Genomic DNA, 23,755 nt, shown 5'->3' on the forward strand with positions numbered 1-23,755 from the left:
CGTTTTTCTTCACTCTTGCCAAACCAACAACAACTTGCGAGAACCCCTCCATGAAGAAACGCCATCTCCTTCCCGCCCTGGCCCTGAGCCTGTTTGCCGCCAGCCACCTGCTGGCCGCCGAGAAAACCCTGCGTATTGGCATTGAGGCCGCTTACCCACCGTTCGCCTCCAAAACCGGTGACGGCAAGATCGTGGGGTTCGACTACGACATTGGCAACGCCCTGTGTACGCAAATGAAGGTCAAGTGCGTGTGGATCGAAGGGGAGTTCGACGGGCTGATTCCGTCCCTCAAGGTCAAGAAGATCGACATGGCGTTGTCGTCCATGACCATCAACGAAGACCGCAAGAAGTCGGTGGATTTCACCCACAAGTACTACTTCACCTCGTCGCGCCTGGTGATGAAGGACGGCGCCGTGGTGGATGACCAGTACGCCAGCCTCAAGGGCAAGAACGTTGGTGTACAGCGCGCAACGACTACCGACCGGTATGCCACCGAGGTGTTTGAGCCCAAGGGCATCAACGTCAAGCGCTACAGCAATAACGAAGAAATCTACATGGACCTGGCAGCGGGGCGCCTGGATGCGATCTTTGCCGACACCATTCCCCTGAGCGACTTCCTGTCGATGCCGCGCGGGCAGGGTTATGCCTTTGTCGGCCCGGAGCTCAAAGACCCGAAATACGTGGGTGAGGGGGCCGGCATCGCAGTACGCAAGGGTAATGGCGAGTTGGTCAGCGAATTGAATGCGGCCATCGACGGCATTCGCGCCAGCGGCGAATACCAGAAGATTTCACAGCAGTACTTCAAGGCCGATATCTACGGCGACTGATTCTAGCGGATCGAACTCTTGTAGGAGCGAGCTTGCTCGCGAAGAACTCTCAGGCACCGCGTTTACCCAGAATGCACGCGTTATCGTTAAAGTTCTTCGCGAGCAAGCTCGCTCCTACAACTGATCAGGCCTTCAATTCCTTCAAATGCTTGTAGACCGTCGCCCGCCCCATGCCCAGCACATTGGCCACATAGTTGGAGGCGCTCTTGCCCTTGAAGGCTCCCTCAGCATGCAGCGCCAGCACCAGTTCGCGTTTGTGGTCGCGGGTCAACAGGTTCAGGCTCAACTGACGCTCGCGCAGCCAGGCATGCAGGAAGGTGTTGATGCGTTCCTGCCAGTCATCACGGAACAGCGCGTCCGGCTGTGCGATCAGCTTGCTTGGCGACAGGAATAAATCCAGCGCCGCCTTGGCCGTTTCGAACATTGAAATATTCAGGTTGATGCACAACACAGCCAGCCTGCGCCCTTTGTGGTCGTGCAGCACGGTGCTCAGGCTGCGGATTTTCTGGCCGTCCCAGTTGAGCTTTTCGTAAGGGCCGATATTCACCTCGCTGACGTCGCCGTCGAGCATGTCCTCCAGGGACGAGTCGTCACCCAGGCTGCGTTTGGACAGGTTATTGGCGATGTAATCCACGGTTTGCGTGCGCAGGTCATGCAGCACCACTTCTGCATGGGGAAAGAACAACGTAGCGATTGCATCGGCAATCGCGCGAAAGTTCTGCATGACCTTGTCTTGTTCAGCGGTGTTCATCAATGGGGCTCCAGGCGGACCGGTGAGAGCATACCAGCGTCCAGGCCGAACCGGGTCAGTGCCTCCGGCAGCGGTTCGCCGCGCACCAGAGCGGCGCTTGCCTGGCCCATGGCGGGTGAGGTCTGGATACCATAGCCGCCTTGCGCTGCCACCCAGAACAGCCCCGGTACTTGCGGGTCAAAGCCCGACAGCAAATCACCGTCCTGCACAAAACTGCGCAGCCCGGCCCAGGTGCGCGTGGGGCGGCGGATGGTCAGGGTGGTGGCTTCCTCGATCTGGTAAATGCCCATGGCAATATCCAGCTCTTCGGGTTGCACATCCTGGGGTTCTACCGGGTCGGCGTTGGCCGGTGAGCCGAGGAACATGCCGGCATCCGGTTTCATGTAGAACGCTTCGTCGAGGGCTACCAGCATCGGCCAGTCGTGGCTGTCCATGCCCTCGGGGCCGGCAAAGACAAAGGCCGAGCGGCGCTTGGGCTGCAAGCCGATGGACGCTGCGCCCGCCAGCCCGCCGATATGGTCGGCCCAGGCACCGGCGGCGTTGATGATGACCGGCGCGGTGAAGGTCGCATCCTGGGTGCGCACCTGCCACAGGCCGTCGGCGTCGCGGCTCAAGCCCAGCACATGGCTGTCGGTGCGCACTTCGCCCTGGTTGCGGCGGATACCGCGCAGGTAGCCTTGATGCAGGGCGTCGGTGTCGATGTCACAGGCGGTAGGGTCGTAGATTGCCCCGTGGACTTTTTCACGGCGCAGGATCGGCAAGCGTGCACAGGCTTCATCGACCGTCAGGCGCTGCACCTGCTCTACGGTCGCCTTGGCGCTCAGGTACTGGCTGTCTAGTTCGGCCGGGTCACCGTTGAAATCAACGGTCATTTCGCCCCGGGGCGTCAGCAGGGGATGTTCGCAGAAGCCTGCGGGTGGCTGGTCGAAGAAGGCCCGGCTGGCCAAGGTCAGCGCGCGTACTTGCGGGGTGCCGTACGCGGCGGTGTAGAGCGCTGCCGAACGCCCGGTGGAGTGATAGGCCGGGTGGTTTTCACGCTCAAGCACCAACACCTTGCCGTGCTGCGACAACCAGAACCCGGTGGACGCGCCGGCAATGCCGCCGCCGATAATGATGAAGTCTGCCTGGCTCATGGAGATCTCCTGAAATAAGCATTGTAGGCGCGTGCGTGCTCGCGAAAAACGTTGACGATAACGCGCCGATTCTGTGTGACCGCAGTGCCTGTGAGGTCTTGGCGAGCAAGCTCGCTCCTACAGTCGATACAGGGCATTGGCCAGGGCGATGTCTTCCAGGCCCAGGCCGATGGAGCGGAAAAAGACGTGACGATCGTAGTCGGGGCGCTGGGCCATGTCGCTGAACAACTCGGGCAGGTCGCCGACAATCGTGCGTTTGTCCCAGCCGTGCTGTTCGCTGGCGATCAGCATCTCACCGGCCGAATCCGGAGTGGTCTGGCGGTAGTCGCAGAACACGTGCATCTGGTTGAGGCAATGTGGCGGTACTTCATGGGCACGTGGCGCATTGGTGCTGATGGAGGTAATCAGCGCGGGTTTGCTCAGGCGCGAGGGGTCGATGACCGGCCCGGCGGACGAGGTGCACAGCAGGATCACATCCGCGTCTTCCAGGGCGGCCTCACAACTTGAGACGAGGCTCAGGCGCGGGTCCAGGCTGGTCAACTGCGCACGCGTCTCGGCGCTGGCGCTGCCCAGGCTTGGCGAGTACAGGCGGATCTGCTGCCAGTCGCGCAGGTTCTGCACATAACGCAGGTGCGCCTGGGCGACCTTGCCGCTGCCGATGATCGCCAGGCGTAGCGCCGCCGCCGGTGCCAGCGCATCCACTGCCAAAGCCGTGGCGGCGGCGGTGCGTGCAGTGGTCAATTCAGCGGCATCGCACAACAGCAATGGCTGGCCGCTGTGCATCGACATCAATAAGGTCCAGGCCGTCACCAAAGGGCCCTGATCACGCACGATATAGGGGGAGGTCTTGACCCCGTACACGCCGTCTCCGGCCAGTACGCCCAGGTAGTTGATGAAATCCCCGGCGCCTTGAGGAAATTCCACCAGCTGTTGCGCCGGCTGTACCGCTTGCCCGGCGGCGAGGTCGCGGAACAGTTTGCGCAGGATCGCGGGTACATCGACTTGAGCCAATAAAGTACGGGCCTGGGCCTGGTCGATGACGAGGGGCGTCGTGGACATGGGGTTCTCCGGATAAACTAATTTGTCCATTATGGACTTTTAGTTTTTATCCGCAATAACCTGAGGTAAAAATGAGATCAATGTGGGGGGAGCCATGAAGATCAAATGTGGGAGCTGGCTTGCCTGCGATAGCGGTGTGTCAGTCGGTCCATCAGGTGGCTGACCCGCCGCCATCGCAGGCAAGCCAGCTCCCACAGGTGATCGGTGGTGTTCTGGCGGACGAGTTATCGCCTGCCCGAGCGCGTACTCACATCCACCCACACCGCCAGCACCAGAATGCTGCCCTTCACAATCATCTGCCAGTAGCTGTCCACATCCAGCATCGACATGCCGTTGTCCAAACTTGTAATCACCAACGCGCCAAGCAACGCGCCATAGACGGTGCCCGAGCCGCCGCGCATCGATGTGCCGCCGATAAAACAGGCCGCGATGGCATCGAGTTCACCCATGTTGCCCGCCGAGGGTGAACCCGCAGCAAGGCGGGCGGTGTTGACCAGGCCGGCCAGCGCGCACATCACCCCCATGATGCCGAAGATCCACAGTTTCACCGCTTGCACGTTGATGCCGGATAGCCGTGTGGCTTCCATATTGCTGCCTACCGCATACACGCGGCGGCCGAATACGGTCTGGCTGGTGACGTAGCTGAATACGCCGAGCAGCACCAGCAACAGCAGAACCGGCACGGGGATACCGTCGTAGCTGTTGAGGGTGGTGACGAACCCGGCGAGCACCGCGCCGATCAATACCACACGTAACACGTCGCGCACCAAAGCGTGCGCGGCCAAGCCATGCAGTGCGCGGTTGCGCCGCTGCTTCCAGGTCAGGAACAGCGTCAGTGCGAACAGCAGTACGCCAAGCCCCGCGCCCACACTGTGGGGCAAATACCCCTGGCCCACATACACCAGCGACGGCGACACCGGCGCAATGGTGGTGCCGCCGGTAATCCCCAGCAGAATCCCGCGAAACGCCAACATTCCGCCCAGGCCGACGATGAACGAGGGGATGCGCAGGTAAGCGGTCATGTAGCCGTTGGCAAGGCCGATCATCAAGCCGCACAGCGCCACCAGGCTCAGGTTGGCCAATAGCGGCACGTGATAGACCACATCCAGAATCGCCGCCAGCCCGCCCAACAGTCCGAGCAACGAGCCCACCGACAAGTCGATCTCGCCGCTGATAATCACCAGCACCATGCCGCAGGCCAATATCCCGGTGATCGACATCTGCCGCAGCAGGTTGGAGAGGTTGCGCGGGGTGAGAAAACCGCCCTCGGTCTGCCAACTGAAAAACAACCAGATGAACGCCACGGCGATCACCAGCGCGAGCATCTTGTAGCGGGTAAAAAGGTGTTTGACCTGATTCATCTACGCGGTCTTCCGATCATTAGGGTTATGGCTGAGCGCGGCGGCGAGCACCTGTTCCTGGGTGAGCCCTTCATTGATGAAATCCCCCCGCAACTGGCCGTCGCCAATCACCAGCACGCGGTTGGACACGCCGAGCACTTCGGCCAGTTCTGAGGAGACCATGATGATCGACACGCCTTCGGCGGCCAGCGCACCCATCAATTTGTAGATCTCGTACTTGGCGCCCACGTCCACCCCGCGTGTGGGTTCGTCGAGGATCAGCACCTTGGGCTGGGTCATCAGCATTTTCGCCAGCACGGCCTTTTGCTGGTTGCCGCCTGAGAGGTTGGTGATCGGCAGCGACGGGCTGGCGGTCTTGAGGTGCATGCGGCTGATCTGCTGGTCGATGCTGCCCAGTTCGGCCTCAGCGTCGATGCGGGTCATGTGCGCGTAGGTGTCGAGCACCGCCAGGGTAATGTTCTGGCCTACCCCCAGGTCGGGAATGATGCCTTGGCGCTTGCGGTCTTCGGGCACCATGCACAGCCCGGCGCGGATCGACTTGAGCGGCGTGCGCGTATCGATCACCTGGCCGTCCAGCCATACTTCGGCGCTGTAGCGGCCGGGGTAAGCGCCGAACAGCGCCGACACCAACTCCGTGCGCCCGGCGCCCACCAAGCCGGCGATGCCAAGGATTTCACCGCGCCTGAGCACGAAGGAGATGTCGTCGACGCGCTTGCGCTTGGGGTTATCGACGTCGTAGCAGGTGACGTTACGCGCTTCGAAGATCACCTCGCCCACTTCATGGTGCTCGATGGGGAAGAGGTTGCTCATTTCGCGGCCGACCATCTGCGTGATGATCCGGGGGATGTCCATGTCTGCCATGGCGGTGGTTGCGATGTGCTTGCCGTCGCGAATCACTGCAATGGTGTCGCAAACCGCCGCCACTTCATCAAGCTTGTGGGAGATGTACACGCAGGCCACGCCCTTGGCCTTCAGGCCCTTGATAATGTCCAGCAACACCTCGATTTCGCCACGGGTCAAGGCCGAGGAGGGCTCGTCAAGAATCAACAGGCGCGCCTGTTTGTTTAAGGCCTTGGCGATCTCCACCAGTTGCTGGTAGCCGCCGCCGTACTGCGACACCGGCAGCGCCACATTCATGTCTGGCACCTTGAGTTCACGCATCAACGCCTCGGCGCGGTGCAACATCGCCGGGTAGTTCATGCGCCCACCGGGCAGGGTCAGTTCGTGGCCCATGAAAATGTTCTCGGCCACCGACAGGTCGGGCACCAGGGTCAGTTCCTGATGAATGATGACAATCCCGGCGGCCTCGGTTTCGCGGATGGACTGGGCCTTGAGCGGCTGCCCATCCCAGAGGATTTCCCCCTCCCAGGTGCCGTGCGGGTACACCGCCGACAGCACCTTCATCAAGGTGGATTTACCCGCCCCGTTTTCACCGCACAGGCCCACGCATTCCCCAGGCTTGACCTTGATGTCTATGCCGTTGAGAGCGTTGACACCGCCAAAGCTTTTGACGATGCCGTTCATTTGCAGCAGGTAATCGGCGGCCACGGTCATTGCCCGGCGATCTGCTCTTTGGTGTAGAAACCGTCCTTTTCCAACAGGTCGATGTTGGCTTTGGTCAACGGCGTCGGCGTAAGCAGGATGGTGTCCACCTTCTTGCTGCCATTGTCATATTGCGAGCTGTAGGTCGGCTGTTCGCTGCGTGCCAGTTGCACCGAAAGCTTGGCCGCTTCGGTAGCGATCAGCTTGAGCGGTTTGTACACGGTCATGGTCTGGGTGCCGTTGATCACGCGCTTGATCGCTGCGAGGTCAGCGTCCTGGCCGGAGATTGGCACCTTGCCCGCCAGTTTCTGCGCGGCCAGGGCCTGGATCGCACCGCCGGCGGTGGCGTCGTTGGAGGCGACAATAGCGTCGATCTTGTTGTCGTTACGGGTCAGGGCGTTTTCGACAATGCTCAATGCCTCGGTGGGGTTCCATTCCTTGACCCATTGCTGGCCGACGATCTTGATATCGCCTTTGTCGATGGCCGGTTGCAGCACCTTCATCTGACCTTCGCGCAGCACCTTGGCGTTGTTGTCCGTCGGCGCGCCGCCGAGCAGGAAGTAATTGCCCTTGGGCGCCGCTTGCAACACGCCGCTGGCCTGCATCTCGCCGACTTTTTCGTTATCGAAGGAAATATAGGCGTCGATGTCGGCATTGAGGATCAGGCGATCATAGGACACCACCTTGATCCCGGCTTTCTTGGCTTCGGCCACCGCATTGGTCAGCACCGTGGCGTTGAACGGCACGATCACGATCACATCGACGCCCCGGGAGATCAGGTTTTCGATCTGGGCAATCTGCTTCTGCTCGTTGGCATCGGCAGACTGCACGAACACCTTGGCGTCGAGCTTTTCCGCAGCGGCGACAAAGTAATCACGGTCGCGGGACCAGCGCTCCAGGCGCAGGTCGTCGATGGAAAAACCGATTTTGGGGTGCGCAGGATCCGCCATCACCGGCAGGGCGAGCAGTGCCAGGGCTGCGGCGAGCAGGGCAGGTTTGAATGACTTCATGGTGGTGCGTCCTTTTATTGTTGTTGGAAAGACACTAGGTGAAGATCCTCTTTGTGGCGAGGGAGCTTGCTCCCGCTGGAGTGCGCAGCACTCCCATTTTTTGGGGCCGCTTCGCGCCCCAGCGGGAGCAATCTCTGGTCACAGTCAGGTGTAGATAAACCGATTCACCACGCCTTCAAGCATCTCCTGGCGCCCGCTCACCGCCTGCGGGTTCAGCTCGTTGGCAAAGGCATGTTCAGCCAATGACTCCAGGCTGAACTCACCGGCCAACACCGCCTGGCCCAACGGCTGCTGCCAGCCGGCATAGCGTTGGTCCTTGAACTGCTGCAAGCGGTCGTCCTGCACCATCGCCGCCGCACGCTCCAACGCCAGGGCCAGCACATCCATGGCGGCGACATGCCCATGGAACAGGTCCACCTCGTCGAGGCTCTGGCGGCGCACCTTGGAGTCGAAGTTATAGCCGCCGTTCTTGAACCCGCCAGCCTTGAGGATTTCGTAGGTGGCCAGGGTCATCTCCTCGACGCTGTTGGGGAACTGGTCGGTGTCCCAACCGTTCTGCGGGTCGCCGCGGTTGGCGTCGATACTGCCGAAGATCCCCAACGACACGGCGGTGGCGATCTCATGATGAAAGCTGTGCCCGGCCAGCGTCGCGTGATTGGCCTCGATGTTAACTTTGATCTCGTGTTCCAGGCCGTACTCATGCAGGAAGCCGAACACGGTGGCGCTGTCGTAATCGTATTGGTGTTTGGTCGGCTCTTGGGGCTTGGGCTCGATCAACAGGTCACCCGTAAAGCCGATCTTGTGCTTGTGTTCAACCACCATGCGCATAAAACGCCCGAGCTGTTCGCGCTCGCGCTTGAGGTCGGTGTTGAGCAAAGTTTCATACCCTTCACGGCCACCCCACAGCACATAGTTGGCGCCCTTAAGGCGCAGCGTGGCATTCATTGCACTGAACACCTGGGCGGCGGCGAAGGCGAACACCTCTGGATCTGGGTTGCTCGCCGCCCCGGCGGCAAAACGCGGGTTGCTGAAGCAATTGGCGGTGCCCCACAGCAGCTTGATGCCAGTCTGTTCCTGATGGCGCTCCAGGTGGTCGACCATCTGCGCAAAGTGATTGCGGTACTCCTTGAGCGTGCTGCCTTCGGGCGCCACATCGGTGTCGTGAAAGCTGTAGTAGTCGATGCCCAGCTTGGAAAAAAACTCAAACGCCGCCTCGGCCTTGCCGATGGCCACCTCCATCGGATCGCCACTGCGCTGCCACGGGCGCTTGAACGTCCCCATCCCAAACATATCCGCCCCCGGCCACACAAAGGTATGCCAGTAACAGGCGGCCATGCGCAGGTGCTCCCGCATGGGCTTGCCGAGGATCAGTTTGTTGGCGTCGTAGTGACGAAACGCGAGGGCAGAGGTGCTGGCAGGGCCTTCGAAGCGCACCTTTTCGACACCGGGGAAGTACGGCATGGGGTTTTCCTTATTGTTCTGAGCGGTGTCTGGATACTAGCAATGGCACTTGGGCGGCTGATTATGAAAATCACCAAAGGGGAGTGCGATTTTGAGTGAGGGGCTGAGAACGGCTGAGGGAGTACAGGATTTAGAGAAACGTCTGACTTTACGGTGGGGATATGCCTCTTCAAGGTTTGGTGTGCCACTTGCTCGTTACCTCGGAAGGCGTTACGCGTCAGTTTTCTTATCGGGACGAGCAGGGAAGTACGGCCAAAAAACATGGATAAGAGGCAAAAAAATGAGCGTAGGTTATTTCATTGGACTGGGTGACAAGACCACCTGCGGCGGGGAAGTGCTGGACGGTGATAAGAGAGTCAACATACATGGCCTTTTTCATGCGTGCGAAGGTGACCGAGTCACCTGCGGCAAGGATGGGCAAACTTATAAGATCGTCGGTGGCATTTCCCACATAAACAGCCATGGCCGGCTTATGGCCGGCACTTTGGATAGTTACAGCGACTGTCCCTGTAAAGCCGAGCTGATTCCTTCGGTGTACTCGGCCACCTATGAAAACCAACATGCAGAACCACCCATTAACCTGCGAGTAGCTCAACCAAACGCATCATCTGTAAATCGAAACACTGTAGCGCCACGTCATTCTGGTTTCGTGCCGTCCGGTCATGTTGGATCAATGGCATCCATTGGTGTGCAAGGTCAGGAGCCAGGTTTTTATATCGTGCCCAAAAGCATGACCCGCGAGGCGCTGGAAGCCACACTTTTTCCGACGCTCGACCCGGCTGTAATGCGCAAGTTTCAATCGCTGAATCCCAACACAGGCCACGTCAAAGCTGGTTCGATGACCGTGCTCAGCGATCCGAAAAACACCTCCTGCTCGTATGAAGAAGCTCAACTGATGCAGGCTGCACAACACGTCAGCGCATCACTGGATGAGCTGACGCCGGACGAGGCTGACTTTCTGCATCGCCACGGTGCAGAGATCGCCGGTTTCATCGGCCAAACCTCAACCTGGCTCGGCGTCAGCGCAGTGGTGATGGAAAAACACCTGAGCAATCTGCGCGAAACGCTGCAGGCCATGGAGCGCCTGCATCAGGACAGCTATCGGCAGCACGGACACCTTAGGTCACCGCAGTTCTTTGCTGATCGTCAGCGACTTATGAATCAGTTGGATGCTCATCTGCTCAACTCCACCCGCCTGCGCGGGCAGACCACCTTGGGCGATCACCCCAAGTTGAAAACGGCCCTGGGTATATCCAGTCGCAGCTTGGTGCATCACTGGGACAAGGCGGGTGGGCCGGGGCAGATTCCGGGGTATGCCGCTCATGTGGAAGCGGTCAGCCGTGCCACGAAGTACATGAAGGCAGGGGGTTATATCGGTATTGGACTTGGGGGAGTGTCTTCGTTGTTGGCTATACAGCAGGTGTGTAAGGCTGATTCTGGAGCTGCATGTGAGAGGGTTAAGTTCACTGAAGGCGGGAAGTTCGCAGGCGCTACATTTTTTGGTGTGGGAGCAGGAGCGTTAGCCGGTGCGACAGGCGGCTCAGTCTGCTTGGCACTGGGTGTTACGACGGGAATAGGGGGAGTGGTCTGCGTCGCGGGTTTAGTAGGAGCTGGCGCATGGGCAGGTACCACCTACGGTGGTCAAGGTGGTGAATACGTGGGTGAAAAGATCTACGAGGCCATACAACCATGACTAATATCGATACTTGGCCACCTTGGGTTGCGATTATCTTTGCCGGAGGCCCTATTTTGCTTGCAGCTGCTGGCCTTGCTTTTAGCCTTTACCTTACTCACTGTCATCTGGAAGCCATGAAGGAGGCTCTAAAAAACAGTCGTTATATGTACATATGGGGGACAAGTTTGGGGAGGCGCGGTTTGATTTGGTCTCTCTTGGAAATGTCGAAAATCGCCGGAATGGTGGTTTGGCCAAGGGCCTCTATCATTATGGGAGAGGTTGATCCAGTCGACATCGAGAAGTTCCCCCCGTACCTGAAGCGACTTTTAGTTATCGATTTGGCAATGATGATAGTTGCCTGTATTTGGATGGGTGTCGTGGTTGTGCTGCTTAGATTTAGGTGACCTCAAAGCGGGCCTCCTCCGAGGCCCGCTATCCTGATCAGTCAAACCTCTGCGTACTCATCTGCACCGACCGGCCCCAGGACAAAAACAATGAAAACCCTACCGCCCGTTCACCGCATTGCCTTGCTGTTCAACGGCAGCAAAATCTACGACCGCGGCATCATCGCCGGTATCGGCAACTACCTGAGCAGCACCCGTGCATCCTGGGACCTGTTCCTGGAAGAGGACTTCCTCTGTCGCCTGCGCGGTATCGAGCGTTGGCAGGGGGATGGGATCATTGCTGACTTCGATGACCCGCTGATTGGCGAGGCGCTGGCCGGCAGTCGGGTTCCAGTGGTGGCGGTGGGTGGGTCTTATGAGGATGTGGGCAAGTACCCGAAGGGCATTCCCTATGTGGCCACCGATAACCATGCCCTGATGAAGCTGGCCTACGAGCATCTGGTGGAGGCGGGTTTGACGCGGTTTGCCTGTTTCAGCCTGCCCGAAGCCCAGGCCAATCGGTGGGCCCAGGAGCGTGAGAAAGCTTTTCGCCGCTTGATGCAGCGTGATGGCTTGCAGGTAGAGGTGTATCGCGGCCTGGGCACCAGTGCGCCGTTGTGGGACAGCGCGGTGGAGCAGCAGATTGCCTGGCTGCACAGCTTGCCCAAGCCTATCGGCATCATCGCGGTGACCGATGCCCGCGCCCGGCAATTGCTGCAAGCCTGCCTGACGGCGGGTATTGCGGTGCCGGAGGAGGTGGCGTTGATCGGCATCGACAACGACCCGCTGACCCGCACCCTCACGCGGGTGCCGCTCAGTTCGGTGATCCAGGGCACGGAGACCATGGGCCGTACCGCTGCGGCATTGTTGCATCAGATGCTGCATGGCAAACCCTGCACGGGCACGCAGGTGCTGGTGCCGCCAGACGCCATTAACGTGCAAGCCTCCAGCCTGCATCAACCCCTGGGCAACCCTTACGTGATGCAGGCCTTGTTGTTTATCCGTCAGTACGCCTGCCAGGGTATCAAGACCGATCAGGTCGCCGCTTATGTCGGTGTTTCCCGCTCGTCCCTGGAAGCGCATTTTCGCAAGGCGCGTGGCTGCAGCGTGCATGATGAGATTTTGCGCTTCAAACTCGCCGCTGCCGCCAAGGGCCTGGAAAACCAAAGCCTTGCTATAGCCGACATTGCCGCACGCTGCGGCTTCACCTCTGCGCAGTACCTGCATACGGTGTTTCGCCGCGAATTTGGCTGTACGCCACGTCAGTATCAGCAGGGCGCGAGCTAGAACACCGCTTTGACTTGCAAACCCAGCACCAGCGCATTGTCGATGCTCTCACCGGAAAACGCCCCCGGCTCGATGATGTATTGCACATCCGGGCGCAAGGTCAGCCAAGGCGTGGCCTGGTAGCCATAACTGAGTTCGATCAACTGTTCGGCACTGTCGATTGAGGGGTAGGACGCCCCGGCATTGAACGCAGCCAACTCTTGCACATCACGGCTGCGCGGGTTCGGCACCGCGCGGCCATAGCCCAAGGCGACGGTATCGCGCGGGCGACCTTCGAACGGCTTGTACAGCACCACGCCTGCGCCATACCACTTGGTGAACGGCGAGGCCGCTTGGCTGGCGGCAGAGTACTGGCCGAAGGCGTGCAGGCTACGGCCTTGGGATGATTGTGAGGCCCACACAGCCTGGTCGATCAAGAGGTAGTGACCGCCACGCCCGCTGACGTCCTTGTTGCTGCCAATGCGTTTTACATCGGAACTGTCGTAGTAATAACCGAGCTTGTATTCACCGGGCAGTGCGCCCGCATGCTTGTAGATAAGCTCGATGGGCACCACGGTGCCGGTGGTGTGCTTGGGCCCCAGGTGCCAGGCACGGCTTGAGTTGCCATTGCTGGACGGGTCGACATTGAACGCCGCCACGCGCAGTTGCCAGTTGGGCGAAAAGTCGTATTTCACCCGGGCACCGAGGTGCGCATTCGGGTAGTTGGCCCAGCCACTGCCGCCGGACATATTCAGCGGATGCCCGCAGAAGCCGGCGTTCATGAAGTTGCACAGGATGCCGCTGTCCAGGCCGCCGAGATCATTGCCCATGGCCATATAGCCCAGCTTGAGGTTCAGCGCCGGGGTGAACAGCGTGCGCTCGTAGCTCAGCTCGGTGAGGCGCGTGTAGAGGCCGCCGTAGTTTTCCTGGATCGGCAGGCGGTTGCCCACCAAGTCCTCGGAGGCGCTGTTGCCGCGTCGGTCGTTGATGGTCAGCTGGATGCGGTCGCCGTTGTTGAAGCCGTAGAGCTTGCCCAGGTCGAACTGGACGCCGAGCTTGATATTTTGCGAATAGCGCGCCGAACGGTGCTGGCCGCCGTGGGCGTTGTAGGCGGTCTCGCCGCTGTAGTCACCGGTAAAGCGCACACCTTGCGCGTCGAGTTCGCGGCGCAGGCCGCCCCAGTCGCCGGTCAGGGTGGTGTCGTCGGCTTGAACGGGCAGGGCGGCCGCAAAGGCCAGGCCCAGCGCCAGGCGCCAGGCGGTATGAGGAGTAGGGGTCATGGGGGATCTTTCCAAACACAAAGCGCGGTGCCGGAGCACCGCGCGAACAGAGGGCGGTTACGGCAGGGCGTAGGCGATCACGTAGTCGCCACGGTCGGTGGACTGGCGTGCGCCGCCGGCGGTGACGACGATGTATTGCTTGCCGGTTTTCGGCGACACGTAGGTCATCGGCCCACCCTGGCTGCCGACGGGCAGGCGGGCTTTCCAGACTTCATCGCCATTGCCGCTGTTGAAGGCGCGCAGGTAGAAGTCCTGGGTGCCGGCGATAAAGATCAGGCCGCCTTGGGTGGACAGCGTACCGCCCAGGGTCGGCAGGCCTACCTTGATTGGCAGGTGCATGCGGATACCCAGGGGGCCGGTGTCTTCAACCGTGCCCACCGGTACTTGCCAGGCGACTTTTTGCGTCTTCATGTCGATGGCGGTCAAGGTGCCGAATGGCGGTGCCTGGCACGGAATGCCGGCCACCGACAGGAAGCGGTTTTTGTTCACCGCGTACGGCGTGCCCTTGAGCGGCACGGCGCCCATGCCGGTGTTCAGCGCTTCCCCACCGGAAGAGGTTTGGGCCTTGTTCTGCGACGGTACCATCTGGATCCACAGGCCCAGGCGCATGTCGTTGACGAAGATGAAACCGTGCACCGGGTCGGTGGAGATGCTGCCCCAGTTCATGCCGCCCAGGGAACCGGGGAAGCTCAGGGATTTATCGGTGCCCGGCGCGGTGTACAGGCCGTCGTAGCGCATGCCCTTGAAGTCGATGCGGCACAGCAACTGGTCATACGGCGTCGCGCCCCACATGTCCGACTCGGTGAGGGTTTGCGCGCCGATCTGCGGCATGCCCACGGATTTAGGCTGGGTCAGGGAATACGGCTCGTTGGGAATGTTCGCGGCTTTTACCGGCACTTCCTGCACGTCCGTCAGCGGCTTGCCGGTGGCGCGGTCGAGCACGTAAATCTGCCCGGCCTTGGTGCCGATGACCACGGCCGGCACAGCCTTGTCGCTGCCTGGCGGGGTGAAGTCGATCAGGCTTGGCTGCATCGGCAGGTCGAAGTCCCAGAGGTCGTTGTGAACCGTCTGGTAGACCCACTTCTCGGCACCGGTGGAGGCGTCGAGTGCCAGCACCGAAGCGCCGTATTTGTGGTTGAGCTGGGTGCGCTCCACGCCGTAGATATCGGTGGAGGAGCTGCCCATCGGCAGGAAGACCGTGTTCATCAGTGGGTCGTAAGACATCGGCGCCCAGCTGTTCGGGGTGCTGCGCACGTAGGTGGCGTCGCCCGTCGGGGCCTGCTTGTCTTCAGGGTTGCCTGGGTCGAAGGCCCAGCGCATCTGACCAGTGATCACGTCAAAGCCACGGATCACGCCACCGGGCATATCGGTCTGCACGTTGTCTGCCACGCGACCGCCGACTACGACGGTAGTACCGGCCATCAGCGGCGCTGAGGACAGTTGGTAGTAGCTGTCTGGTACATTGCCCAGGCCGGCCTTGAGGTCCACCTGACCGTGGGTGCCGAAGTCTTCGCAGAACTTGCCGGTGTCGGCGTCTACGGCGATCAGGCGTGCATCAATGGTGTTGGTCAGCAGGCGACGCTGGCACTGCGCACCGGCAGGCACGCTGGCGGCCAGGACCGGCGAGCTGTCGGGCTGGGTCGGCTGGGCAATCGGCGCGCTGGCGTCGAAATACGCCATGCCCCGGCAACGCTGCCACACTGCCGATTTGGCGTTGACTTCGTTTTTCCACAGTTCTTTGCCGGTGTCGGCATCCAGCGCGATCAGGTTGTTGTGCGGGGTGCAGATAAACACTTTGTTGCCGATCTGCAGGGGCGTCAGTTGGTCTTCGGCACCGTTACCGTCGCTGATGGCCACGTCGCCGGTGTGATAGGTCCAGGCGACCTTGAGCTTGTCGATGTTGTCGCGGTTGATCTGGTCCAGCGCGGCGAAACGGCTGCCACCTTCGGTATTACCGTAGTGGGCCCAATCTTTCTGCGCATCGGCCGCAGCCACCGGGGTGACGCCCGGGCCTGCACCGGTGGGCGCAACGCTGGGGTGCGCGACAAACATATTGCCCGCTGCCACCGCCACGCCCAGCGCCAATACGGCGGCGACGCCATAGGCACCCCGCGCCGGTTTGCCGGCCAGCAACGGATACACCAGTGCGACCACCACGCCAATCACCGCAAACATGAACAGTCGCGAGAACAGCGGCCAGTATTCCAGGCCCACGTCGGCCACCGCCCACACGGCGGTAGCCACTAGAAACGCGGCGAACAACCAGGCGCCGGCAGGCTTGCAGCGGGCAATCAACAGCCCGGAGATGGCCATGACCACGCCGCCCAGCAGGAAGTACCAGGAACCTCCCAGGCTGACCAGTTTGGCGCCGCCGACGGCAAGCGCAAGGCCGAGCAGGGCGATGACGACGCCCAGGCCCAGGAGTAAGAATCTAGAGACGCCAGCGGCGCGCGATGCTCGTTTCATGTCGAATGGACTCGAGTGAGAGAGGGCAAAGACGCGATTTTAGCAAGATAAGTAACCGGTTAGTACATTTGAGTCCTGCAATAGACTGTTGCAGGTACTGCGATGATGGGCAGGGCCGCCTCTGAGTCGGCCTAGATGGACCCTGCGACGCGTACCCTGTGGCGAGGGAGCTTGCTCCCGCTGGGGCGCGAAGCGGCCCCGCTCTTAATTTAAAAGACTGGGACTGCTACGCAGTCCAGCGGGAGCAAGCTCCCTCGCCACGGTACAGCGCTGCCTTTATTGGGCGGGCATCAGAACTTGAAGCGCCCCACCAGCCCATTGAGCTGGCCGGAAATATCAGTCAGCCGCCCTGAACCGGTCTGCGCCGAATGCGCAAAGCCTTCCACCAACTGCGCGTCGGCGTGGATCTGCGCGATATGCCGGTTGATCTCTTCGGCCACCTGATGCTGCTCTTCGGCGGCGGTGGCGATCTGAGTGTTCTGGTCGCGAATCGAATCCACCGAGCCGCGGATCTTGTCAAAGCTGTCACGGGCCTGCTGGATGCGCTCCACGCTGGTGTTGGACACCAGCAAGCTGCCTTGCATCTGCTGGGTGACTTCCTGGGTGCGGCGGGCAAGGTTGCCCAGTAGGCTGTCGATTTCGCCGGTGGAGTCGGCGGTGCGACGCGCCAGTGCACGCACTTCATCGGCGACCACCGCAAAGCCGCGGCCCTGGTCGCCAGCGCGGGCGGCTTCGATCGCGGCGTTGAGCGCCAGCAGGTTGGTCTGTTCGGCAATCGAGCGGATGGTGTCGAGGATGGTGTTGATGTTCTGGCTGTCTTGCTCGAGCAACTGCATGGTCTGTGTGGATTTTTGCAGGTCTTCGCTGAGCTTGAGCACGCTGCCGGTGGCTTCGCCGATGTGCTGCTGGCCGGTGTGCACGTCGCGATAGCCCTCATCGGCACTCGTGGCGGCGGCGCTGCATGAGCGCGCGACTTCGTTGGCGGTGGCGACCATCTCGTTGAACGCGGTGCTCACCAGTTCCACGGCTTCGCGCTGGCGGCCGGCGGCCTGGTTCATATTGTTGGCCACGGCGCTGGTGTCGGCGGCGGCGGTTTGCAGGTCTGAGGAGGCGTTGCCGATGCGCTGCACCAGTTGCGCGATCATGCTCAGGAACTGGTTGAACCAGCCGGCCAGGCTGGCGGTTTCGTCCTTGCCTTGCACTTTGAGCTGGCGCGTGAGGTCGCCTTCACCTTCGGCGATTTCCTGCAGGCCGTCGGCCACACCGCGAATCGGACGCACGATCACACGGGCGAAACTGGCACCGACGATTGCGAACACCACGGCCAGTACGGCGGCGATCGCAGCGATCAACCACGTCAGGCGGGTGGCGCCGGCCATCACTTCGTCACGCTTGATCAGGCCGATAAAGCGCCAGCCCAAGTCTTTGGAACTGACCACGTTAGCCATGTAGGCCACGCCATCGATGCTCACCTCGGTCACGCCATCGCCGTGCTTGGCCAGTTCGGCGTAGTTCGCGCCCAGGCCCGCCAGGGGCTTGAAGTTGTGCGTGGCATCGCTGGGGTCCACCAGCACGTTGCCGTCGGCTTCCACCAGCATCAGGTAGCCGCTGTCGCCCAGCTTGATGGTGCGCACCAGCTCAGTGAGTTGCTTGAGCGACACGTCAAGGCCAACCACCCCAAGGACGTTACCCGTGGCATCCGCGACGGTGCGCACGGTGCCGATCAGCACCACATCGTCCGGGGCCCAGTAGTAGGCGCCTGTGCGCACGGTCTTGCCTGGCGCTGCAATGGCGGCCTGGTACCAGGGGCGGGTGCGCGGGTCGTATTGCGTCAGCTTGGCGTCGTCCGGCCAACTGGCGTAGCCGCCATCGCTCAGTCCCAGGGACAGGTAGGCGGTACTGGGGTGGCTTTTGGCGAACTGATCAAAAATCGCCAGCAGTTCGGTGTTGGTCGGCGTCAGCGGAATTTGCGCTGCATCGGCGCCGGCGTAGTTCTTCAGGTTCTTGGCCGCGATCACACGCGGGTCTTTGGCGACGAAGTCGACATTCTGGCTGATGCCGTCGAAAAACTGCTGCATGCCATTGTCGATCTGGCGGATCTCGCGGCCGCTGCTGTCGAGGAAGTTGGCCAGCGCACCCTCGCGCAGGTTCAGCACCACGATAATGGCGACCAGGATGACCGGCACGCACGCGATGGCCGCAAACGCCCATGTCAGCTTCTGCTTGATATTCATGACTTCACCCGCGGGTATTTATAGTTTTGGCAAGGGGAGAAAAATGGCTACTGCGTGTCGCAGGCGTTTTTGTGAGAGGCGAGGCCATGCGTACCCTCGGTATATCGGCCGAGGGAGTTGGCACTTGAGGAGGGGGAATCAGGCGATCGGGTCACCGACCAGGGCATCGCGGCGCATCGACTGCAGGTTCTTCTCGATGGTTTCGCAGATGCTTTCCATCTGGATCTGGTGTTCGCTGGAATTGAACGGGCTTTGCAGGTCAGTGCCGATGCGTTCGATGGCCAGCAGCATGAAACCCACGACCGTGGAGGCCAACGGCGTGAACCAACCGAGCGATTCCACCAGGCCCACCGGCACGATCAGGCAGAATAACGAAATGAATAGCCGCGGGAAGTACACGTAAGGGTAGGGCAGTGGCGTGTTGGCAATCCGCTCCATGCCGCCCTGGGCGTTGGAGAGGTCCACCAGGGTCGACTCCAACCGCGCCAGGCGGATGCTGTCCAGGCGCCCGGCCTGGTATTCGCGCGCCAGCAACGAGGCCGAGCCGGTGAGGATGTCATTGGCGAAGTTATTGGTGGCGCCGTTGCGCGCAAATTCTTCGGCGGGGATAAAGGCTCGCACTTCCTCCGGGCACGGCTGGCCCTTGAGGTGCGCAGCCAGGCAATTGACGTAAGCCACGTGACGGCGCAACAGCGTCGACTTCACCGGGTTCACCTCACCAGGGGCGTCATCGAGCAGGGTCAACACTTGCCGAGCAAAACTGCGCGAGTTGTTGACCATCGCACCCCACAGCGTGCGTGCTTCCCACCAGCGGTTGTAGGCGCTGCTGTTGCGAAAACTGATCAGCACCACCAGTGCCGAGCCGAGCAAGGTCAGGGGCATCAGCGGCAAATTGATCTTGGCGGTGAGAAACAGCATGAAATCCACCGTCACCGCCACATCCCACAACAACAGCCAGAACAACGCCCAGCCCACATAGCCCATGGTCTTGATGATCAGGCGGTATTTCTTCAGAAGGGCAGCTTTCAAACGAGAACCTCGCGGCGGGCGGTTGGCAACAATCCCCTGTTACGACGCCGCCGAGGAAGGAAGGTTCGCAGTGTGCTGAATCGATTAGTCCTCTAACCGCCAGGCGGAGAGAATGTAACCAAAGGTTGCGCGTAAGTGTGTGCCATAGGGCATCTGACTGTGGAACAACTTTGGTACTGATGACGTCTTGTCCGGCAATCGCTGTACATTGCGTTCGAGGCAAAAAGCCATTAATGGCAGGATTTTTGAAGTGATTTGTTTTGGGGCCGGGCTGCAGGGATTTCGTAGCTGAGATCAGTGGCATCAAGTTGGATGATCAGGGCTCTTTCATGCGTGTCAGTTCGTTGAAGTTGGCTATGTGTAATACCGCGCAAGCGCTCGAACGTCATAAGGATTTTGAATCGTGCATGAGAGCGCATTACCACGTGCTGCTCGTGCCCTATTCGAGACGACCGTTTTTCTACAAGAGTGCCCTTAAATACAGCCGCTTGATGGTGTCGTTTGCATTATTGAGCCAATACTTTTCTACACCGCTGCCTTTGTTGGCAGAAGTTAAAGCCTTGTGCGTAACGCGCAAATATTGTTCGAAAAACAGCCTGGAATCGATTTTTTTGCTATTCCGGGCCTTGGGTTTCATGGAGGTTGCGCCGCACCCCGAAGACAGTCGCTTCAGGGTGTATGCACCTTCGGATGAAGCCTGCCGCGAAGCGCGGTTGATGCTCACCGCCCTCACGGAGTCTTTGGCGCTGCTCTATCCCGAAAGGGAAGTGTTCCGGCAGATGCGCGACTTGGATGACCGCGAGTTCCTTGCGCTCTATTTCAAGGGTTTTGCCATGATTCTCGCGGCCGAGTTGACGGTGGATGTCTTGCTGCCCGAATGTTACTGGCTGGTGAAGCGCGACGCCGGCCATCTGTTGATGCTGGCGATCTACAACGACGCCTTTGCCCCTGAGAACGACCGCGCCACCTTCCGGTCGTCTTCCTACCTGGCCTTGGCCAAGCAACTTTCCGTGTCCAAGACCCACATTATCCGTATGGTGCAGGAGGGGGTTGAAAAGGGTTATTTCAAAGCCCACTCCAAAACCCGGCTGGAAGTTCTGCCACCCTTTGCCAGCCTGGTAAAGCGGTTCATGGCCTTTTCATTTGCGATGGGCCTGCATGCTATTGAGATGGGAGCGTAAGGATGCCTGCTAACTTGAAGTTGCGGCCCAGAATGCGCAGTTTGTTGTCACCTGCGGTGACCCAAGCCGAAGGGGTAGGGATTATTGCCTGGGTCGGCATGCTCCTGATTCCTGCGGCCCTGAAGTTGAATTTTTATATGTTGGGCGTCACGGTGGGCCTGCTGATTGTTTGCCGGGTACATGCCACCACCACGAACTTTCTGCTCTGGCGAGTTCTGGGGGTCACCTATATGGTGTTGTTGTCCGTCGGCTTCGCTTATCTGATTCATATGAACAAAGAGTTGCGTATCTATGGCCTGCCGTTGGCCGTGACCCTGGTGGTGGGCAGTGCGATCTTGTTTATCAGTGTCCAGGATTACCTGGCCGATGCGCTATTGATCTGGCTGATCCTGTGGCCGCCCATGCAGGCGGATATATACGTTGGCACCGAGGTGTATTTGCTGCTGTTCTGCGCCGCGTCGGTATCCATCGGGTTTATCTTGAGTTATTCCTACTTGAAGAACCTGCGTTCGGTATTGCTGGTGGAAAGCGAGTTTCGCGCCTTGGCCGAGACCGACTACCTGACCTCCATTCTCAACCGGCGCGCTTTTATGCAGAGCTTCGAGAAGTTGCTCGGTGGGGAGCAGGGCGGCTACTTCATCATGTTGGATATCGACAGTTTCAAAGAAAAAAACGATCTGTATGGCCACGACGTGGGGGACAAGATTCTGCGCGCCATGGCCCTGTGCCTGAAAAACGCCAAGGGCAGCCACAGCTTTGGACGGATCGGCGGGGAAGAGTTCGGCGTGTTATTGCAGGGCGACGATGTGGAGGTGGCCTGTGATTATGCCCTGGACTTGTTGCAAGCGATCCGCAGCAGTGTGCCTGCGCCCCACCATTACACCTGCAGTGCGGGAATGGCGCGTTTTTCGCCGGGCGACGAGTTGTCGGCCGTACTCAAGATGGCGGACAAGAACCTGTACGGCGCCAAACGCAATGGCAAGGACTGTGTGCACCTGGACGGCGCGCTGCTAAAGGCGGTCTTGTCCTGAGGCTTGGCGTCTAGTGCATAGGTATCTGCACAACTTTCCAAGTTGCAGCAGCCAACGCTAACCACGATGCGAAGCGAGCCGCTCTTGATCTTGATCTTGATCTGCTTTTGATCTTAAGCGCCCCGTTAAACCACGCTGGCGGATTACGGGCACACCGAGCCTGGGCGAGGTGCCGAATGGTGGGGCAAGAGAACCCTAAGTAGCTGTTACCGCAGGAATGGATATGTACTCGGTATGACTGTGCCGGCTGTCAGGCCGCCTTCGCGAGCAAGCCCGCTCCCACAGTTGGATTGAGGGGTGTCCGGTAAATATGGGGCGGCTGTCGGGCCGCCATCGCAGGCAAGCCAGCTCCCACATTTGGATTGTGGGGTGTCAGGTAGGCAAGCGCCGGATGGCAGGCCGTCACGGGAGCAAGCTCCCTCGGCACAGGCCCGGCGTCGCGCCGAAGTTATGCGTCTAGTGTTGTGACAACACGCTGGCCAGCAACCCAGGGAAGCGGCTTTCCAGCTCGTCACGGCGCAACGAGTTCATATGGGTGGTGCCCACATTGCGGGTGTGCACCAGGCCGGCATCGCGCAATACCCGGAAGTGATGGGACATGCTGGACTTGGGCCGCCCCCCGTCGAGTTCGCCACAGGTGGCCTCTGGCACGTTGGCCAGGTAGCGCACGATGTCCAGGCGCACGGGGTCGCTCAAGGCGTACAGCACACGCTCAAGCGTCAATTCTTGCGGGGTAGGGTGTTTGAAGGCTCGCATGGGGCGGATCATAACAGGGGGGTAGCGTTCAATACCATAGTTCGATTACCATCGAACTATCGAATCACTCATCCCTTCCTGGAGTTCTCAATGTCGGCTTTGTTCGAACCGTTCAAACTCAAAGATGTGACCTTGCGCAATCGCATTGCTATCCCACCGATGTGCCAATACATGGCCGAAGACGGCATGGTCAACGACTGGCACCACGTTCACCTGGCCGGCATGGCCCGTGGTGGTGCCGGCCTGCTGGTGGTCGAGGCCACCGCGGTCGCCCCTGAAGGGCGCATCACCCCAGGCTGCGCCGGGATCTGGAGCGATGCCCATGCCCAGGCATTTGTGCCCATGGTCAAGGCCATCAAGGCCGCAGGTTCGGTGCCGGGCATTCAGATCGCCCACGCCGGTCGCAAAGCCAGTGCCAATCGCCCCTGGGAAGGTGATGACCACATCCCGGCTTCTGATGCCCGTAGCTGGGAAACCATCGCCCCCTCTGCCATCGCGTTTGGTGCCAATTTGCCCAACGTACCGCGTGCCATGACCCTGGAAGACATTGCCCGCGTGCAGCAGGACTTCGTCGACGCGGCCCGCCGCGCTCGCGATGCCGGCTTTGAATGGATCGAACTGCACTTCGCCCACGGCTACCTGGGCCAGAGCTTTTTCTCCGAGCACTCCAACCAGCGTACCGATGCCTACGGCGGCAGCTTCGACAACCGCAGCCGCTTCCTCCTCGAAACCCTGGCTGCGGTGCGTGAAGTCTGGCCGGAAAACCTGCCGCTCACCGCCCGGTTTGGTGTGATCGAATACGACGGCCGTGATGAGCAGACCCTCACCGAGTCCATCGAACTGGCCCGCCGTTTCAAGGACGGTGGCCTGGACCTGCTGAGCGTCAGCGTCGGCTTTACCATTCCTGACACCAACATCCCATGGGGCCCGGCCTTCATGGGCCCGATTGCTGAGCGGGTACGCCGTGAAGCCGGTATTCCGGTGACCTCGGCCTGGGGCTTCGGCACACCGCAACTGGCCCAAGGCGCTTTGCAGGCCGGGCACCTGGACCTGGTTTCGGTAGGGCGTGCGCATCTGGCCGACCCGCATTGGGCCTACTTTGCTGCCAAGGAGCTGGGCGTGGACAAGTCCTCCTGGACCTTGCCGGCGCCTTACGCGCATTGGCTGGAACGCTATCGCTGAGGTACGCCTGCGCGTTGCATGAGCCACTCGATTGAGTGGCTTTTTTTCGCCTGTCGCTTTTGGCGACCTACGCGGTGAAAAATAACAAATGAGAATCGATGTCAAACGAGAATCCGCTGATATATGAT

At 60.4% G+C, this 23,755-nt stretch carries 18 protein-coding genes and 2 pseudogenes; 7 read left to right on the top strand and 13 right to left on the bottom strand.

Translation table 11 applies throughout. The annotated features are described in order from the left end of the window. Positions 1-50 precede the first annotated feature (50 nt). Positions 51-827 carry an ABC transporter substrate-binding protein gene (locus tag ACP7CZ_RS11730; protein WP_057978047.1) on the top strand — a complete coding sequence of 259 codons (777 nt, stop codon included), beginning with the start codon at positions 51-53 and terminating at the stop codon, positions 825-827. Between the two features lie 124 nt (positions 828-951). On the opposite strand, the gene ACP7CZ_RS11735 is transcribed toward ACP7CZ_RS11730, so the two are convergent. The 7 genes from ACP7CZ_RS11735 to xylA form a co-directional block, all read right to left on the bottom strand. Next, a complete protein-coding gene (locus tag ACP7CZ_RS11735) occupies positions 952-1,578 on the bottom strand; it encodes a helix-turn-helix transcriptional regulator (protein WP_161906660.1) in 627 nt (208 codons plus the stop codon). Then, positions 1,578-2,711, bottom strand: a complete 1,134-nt coding sequence (locus tag ACP7CZ_RS11740) for an NAD(P)/FAD-dependent oxidoreductase (protein ID WP_072448524.1) — start codon at positions 2,709-2,711, stop codon at positions 1,578-1,580. The genes ACP7CZ_RS11735 and ACP7CZ_RS11740 overlap by 1 nt, the downstream gene beginning before the upstream one ends. 117 nt (positions 2,712-2,828) lie before the next feature. Continuing rightward, the gene (locus tag ACP7CZ_RS11745; protein WP_294204461.1) at positions 2,829-3,770 is read right to left on the bottom strand and encodes an ornithine cyclodeaminase family protein; all 942 of its coding nucleotides are present in this window, start codon (positions 3,768-3,770) and stop codon (positions 2,829-2,831) included. 224 nt (positions 3,771-3,994) lie between these two features. Beyond that, positions 3,995-5,131 carry a sugar ABC transporter permease gene (locus ACP7CZ_RS11750; protein ID WP_106118377.1) on the bottom strand — a complete coding sequence of 379 codons (1,137 nt, stop codon included), beginning with the start codon at positions 5,129-5,131 and terminating at the stop codon, positions 3,995-3,997. Next, on the bottom strand, positions 5,132-6,685 hold the full coding sequence (xylG, locus tag ACP7CZ_RS11755) for a D-xylose ABC transporter ATP-binding protein (protein WP_181124157.1): 1,554 nt from the start codon (positions 6,683-6,685) through the stop codon (positions 5,132-5,134). Next, the gene (gene xylF / locus ACP7CZ_RS11760) at positions 6,682-7,683 is read right to left on the bottom strand and encodes a D-xylose ABC transporter substrate-binding protein (RefSeq protein ID WP_181124158.1); all 1,002 of its coding nucleotides are present in this window, start codon (positions 7,681-7,683) and stop codon (positions 6,682-6,684) included. Before xylF ends, xylG begins: the two co-directional genes overlap by 4 nt. Before the next feature lie 144 nt (positions 7,684-7,827). Further along, positions 7,828-9,144 carry a xylose isomerase gene (gene xylA, locus ACP7CZ_RS11765; protein ID WP_054895675.1) on the bottom strand — a complete coding sequence of 439 codons (1,317 nt, stop codon included), beginning with the start codon at positions 9,142-9,144 and terminating at the stop codon, positions 7,828-7,830. 280 nt (positions 9,145-9,424) lie between these two features. On the opposite strand from xylA, the gene ACP7CZ_RS11770 reads away from it, so the two are divergent. The 3 genes from ACP7CZ_RS11770 (at position 9,425) to ACP7CZ_RS11780 (ending at position 12,489) form a co-directional block, all read left to right on the top strand. Next, positions 9,425-10,837: a PAAR domain-containing protein gene (locus tag ACP7CZ_RS11770; RefSeq protein WP_294363127.1), complete on the top strand. Its 1,413-nt coding sequence runs from the start codon at positions 9,425-9,427 to the stop codon at positions 10,835-10,837. Next, positions 10,834-11,223 (top strand): hypothetical protein, encoded by a 390-nt coding sequence (locus ACP7CZ_RS11775; protein WP_034127135.1) that lies wholly within the window; start codon positions 10,834-10,836, stop codon positions 11,221-11,223. The genes ACP7CZ_RS11770 and ACP7CZ_RS11775 overlap by 4 nt, the downstream gene beginning before the upstream one ends. 90 nt (positions 11,224-11,313) lie before the next feature. After that, entirely contained in the window at positions 11,314-12,489 is a 1,176-nt protein-coding gene (locus ACP7CZ_RS11780) for a XylR family transcriptional regulator (RefSeq protein ID WP_034127136.1), read from the top strand. On the opposite strand, the gene ACP7CZ_RS11785 is transcribed toward ACP7CZ_RS11780, so the two are convergent. The 5 genes and pseudogenes from ACP7CZ_RS11785 to ACP7CZ_RS11805 all read right to left on the bottom strand — a co-directional run bounded on the left by ACP7CZ_RS11785 (position 12,486) and on the right by ACP7CZ_RS11805 (position 19,477). Beyond that, positions 12,486-13,748 (bottom strand): carbohydrate porin, encoded by a 1,263-nt coding sequence (locus ACP7CZ_RS11785; protein ID WP_072448538.1) that lies wholly within the window; start codon positions 13,746-13,748, stop codon positions 12,486-12,488. The genes ACP7CZ_RS11780 and ACP7CZ_RS11785 overlap by 4 nt on opposite strands. Positions 13,749-13,805: 57 nt before the next feature. After that, positions 13,806-16,214, bottom strand: coding sequence for a glucose/quinate/shikimate family membrane-bound PQQ-dependent dehydrogenase (locus ACP7CZ_RS11790; RefSeq protein WP_294204449.1), 2,409 nt, complete (start codon positions 16,212-16,214; stop codon positions 13,806-13,808). 290 nt (positions 16,215-16,504) lie between these two features. After that, positions 16,505-17,041: pseudogene (locus tag ACP7CZ_RS11795) on the bottom strand (methyl-accepting chemotaxis protein); the annotation flags it as partial. A 327-nt stretch (positions 17,042-17,368) separates the two neighbouring features. Then, positions 17,369-18,448 (bottom strand): annotated as a pseudogene (locus ACP7CZ_RS11800) (HAMP domain-containing protein); the annotation flags it as partial. 138 nt (positions 18,449-18,586) lie between these two features. Further along, positions 18,587-19,477 carry a bestrophin family protein gene (locus ACP7CZ_RS11805; protein WP_003190542.1) on the bottom strand — a complete coding sequence of 297 codons (891 nt, stop codon included), beginning with the start codon at positions 19,475-19,477 and terminating at the stop codon, positions 18,587-18,589. Between the two features lie 329 nt (positions 19,478-19,806). On the opposite strand from ACP7CZ_RS11805, the gene ACP7CZ_RS11810 reads away from it, so the two are divergent. Together ACP7CZ_RS11810 and ACP7CZ_RS11815 are read left to right on the top strand one after the other, a co-directional pair. After that, the gene (locus tag ACP7CZ_RS11810) at positions 19,807-20,658 is read left to right on the top strand and encodes a hypothetical protein (protein ID WP_169922168.1); all 852 of its coding nucleotides are present in this window, start codon (positions 19,807-19,809) and stop codon (positions 20,656-20,658) included. Between the two features lie 2 nt (positions 20,659-20,660). Then, a complete protein-coding gene (locus ACP7CZ_RS11815) occupies positions 20,661-21,689 on the top strand; it encodes a GGDEF domain-containing protein (RefSeq protein ID WP_072448543.1) in 1,029 nt (342 codons plus the stop codon). Between the two features lie 456 nt (positions 21,690-22,145). Here the strand turns inward: ACP7CZ_RS11815 and ACP7CZ_RS11820 are convergent, their stop codons facing one another. Next, on the bottom strand, positions 22,146-22,445 hold the full coding sequence (locus tag ACP7CZ_RS11820; protein ID WP_003190545.1) for an ArsR/SmtB family transcription factor: 300 nt from the start codon (positions 22,443-22,445) through the stop codon (positions 22,146-22,148). A 90-nt stretch (positions 22,446-22,535) separates the two neighbouring features. On the opposite strand from ACP7CZ_RS11820, the gene ACP7CZ_RS11825 reads away from it, so the two are divergent. Continuing rightward, positions 22,536-23,627: an NADH:flavin oxidoreductase/NADH oxidase gene (locus ACP7CZ_RS11825; RefSeq protein ID WP_014718067.1), complete on the top strand. Its 1,092-nt coding sequence runs from the start codon at positions 22,536-22,538 to the stop codon at positions 23,625-23,627. Positions 23,628-23,755: the final 128 nt, after the last annotated feature.

This window comes from Pseudomonas sp. DWP2-2 (genome assembly GCF_049897065.1).
GTDB lineage: Bacteria > Pseudomonadota > Gammaproteobacteria > Pseudomonadales > Pseudomonadaceae > Aquipseudomonas > Aquipseudomonas paracarnis.

Excerpts from the sequence above, each read along its gene's own strand:
- ACP7CZ_RS11730 (WP_057978047.1), top strand. The coding sequence starts at position 51 with ATGAAGAAACGCCATCTCCTTCCCGCCCTGGCCCTGAGCCTGTTTGCC.
- ACP7CZ_RS11735 (WP_161906660.1), bottom strand. The coding sequence starts at position 1,578 with ATGAACACCGCTGAACAAGACAAGGTCATGCAGAACTTTCGCGCGATT.
- ACP7CZ_RS11740 (WP_072448524.1), bottom strand. The coding sequence starts at position 2,711 with ATGAGCCAGGCAGACTTCATCATTATCGGCGGCGGCATTGCCGGCGCG.
- ACP7CZ_RS11745 (WP_294204461.1), bottom strand. The coding sequence starts at position 3,770 with ATGTCCACGACGCCCCTCGTCATCGACCAGGCCCAGGCCCGTACTTTA.
- ACP7CZ_RS11750 (WP_106118377.1), bottom strand. The coding sequence starts at position 5,131 with ATGAATCAGGTCAAACACCTTTTTACCCGCTACAAGATGCTCGCGCTG.
- xylG (WP_181124157.1), bottom strand. The coding sequence starts at position 6,685 with ATGACCGTGGCCGCCGATTACCTGCTGCAAATGAACGGCATCGTCAAA.
- xylF (WP_181124158.1), bottom strand. The coding sequence starts at position 7,683 with ATGAAGTCATTCAAACCTGCCCTGCTCGCCGCAGCCCTGGCACTGCTC.
- xylA (WP_054895675.1), bottom strand. The coding sequence starts at position 9,144 with ATGCCGTACTTCCCCGGTGTCGAAAAGGTGCGCTTCGAAGGCCCTGCC.
- ACP7CZ_RS11770 (WP_294363127.1), top strand. The coding sequence starts at position 9,425 with ATGAGCGTAGGTTATTTCATTGGACTGGGTGACAAGACCACCTGCGGC.
- ACP7CZ_RS11775 (WP_034127135.1), top strand. The coding sequence starts at position 10,834 with ATGACTAATATCGATACTTGGCCACCTTGGGTTGCGATTATCTTTGCC.
- ACP7CZ_RS11780 (WP_034127136.1), top strand. The coding sequence starts at position 11,314 with ATGAAAACCCTACCGCCCGTTCACCGCATTGCCTTGCTGTTCAACGGC.
- ACP7CZ_RS11785 (WP_072448538.1), bottom strand. The coding sequence starts at position 13,748 with ATGACCCCTACTCCTCATACCGCCTGGCGCCTGGCGCTGGGCCTGGCC.
- ACP7CZ_RS11790 (WP_294204449.1), bottom strand. The coding sequence starts at position 16,214 with ATGAAACGAGCATCGCGCGCCGCTGGCGTCTCTAGATTCTTACTCCTG.
- ACP7CZ_RS11810 (WP_169922168.1), top strand. The coding sequence starts at position 19,807 with ATGCGTGTCAGTTCGTTGAAGTTGGCTATGTGTAATACCGCGCAAGCG.
- ACP7CZ_RS11815 (WP_072448543.1), top strand. The coding sequence starts at position 20,661 with ATGCCTGCTAACTTGAAGTTGCGGCCCAGAATGCGCAGTTTGTTGTCA.
- ACP7CZ_RS11820 (WP_003190545.1), bottom strand. The coding sequence starts at position 22,445 with ATGCGAGCCTTCAAACACCCTACCCCGCAAGAATTGACGCTTGAGCGT.
- ACP7CZ_RS11825 (WP_014718067.1), top strand. The coding sequence starts at position 22,536 with ATGTCGGCTTTGTTCGAACCGTTCAAACTCAAAGATGTGACCTTGCGC.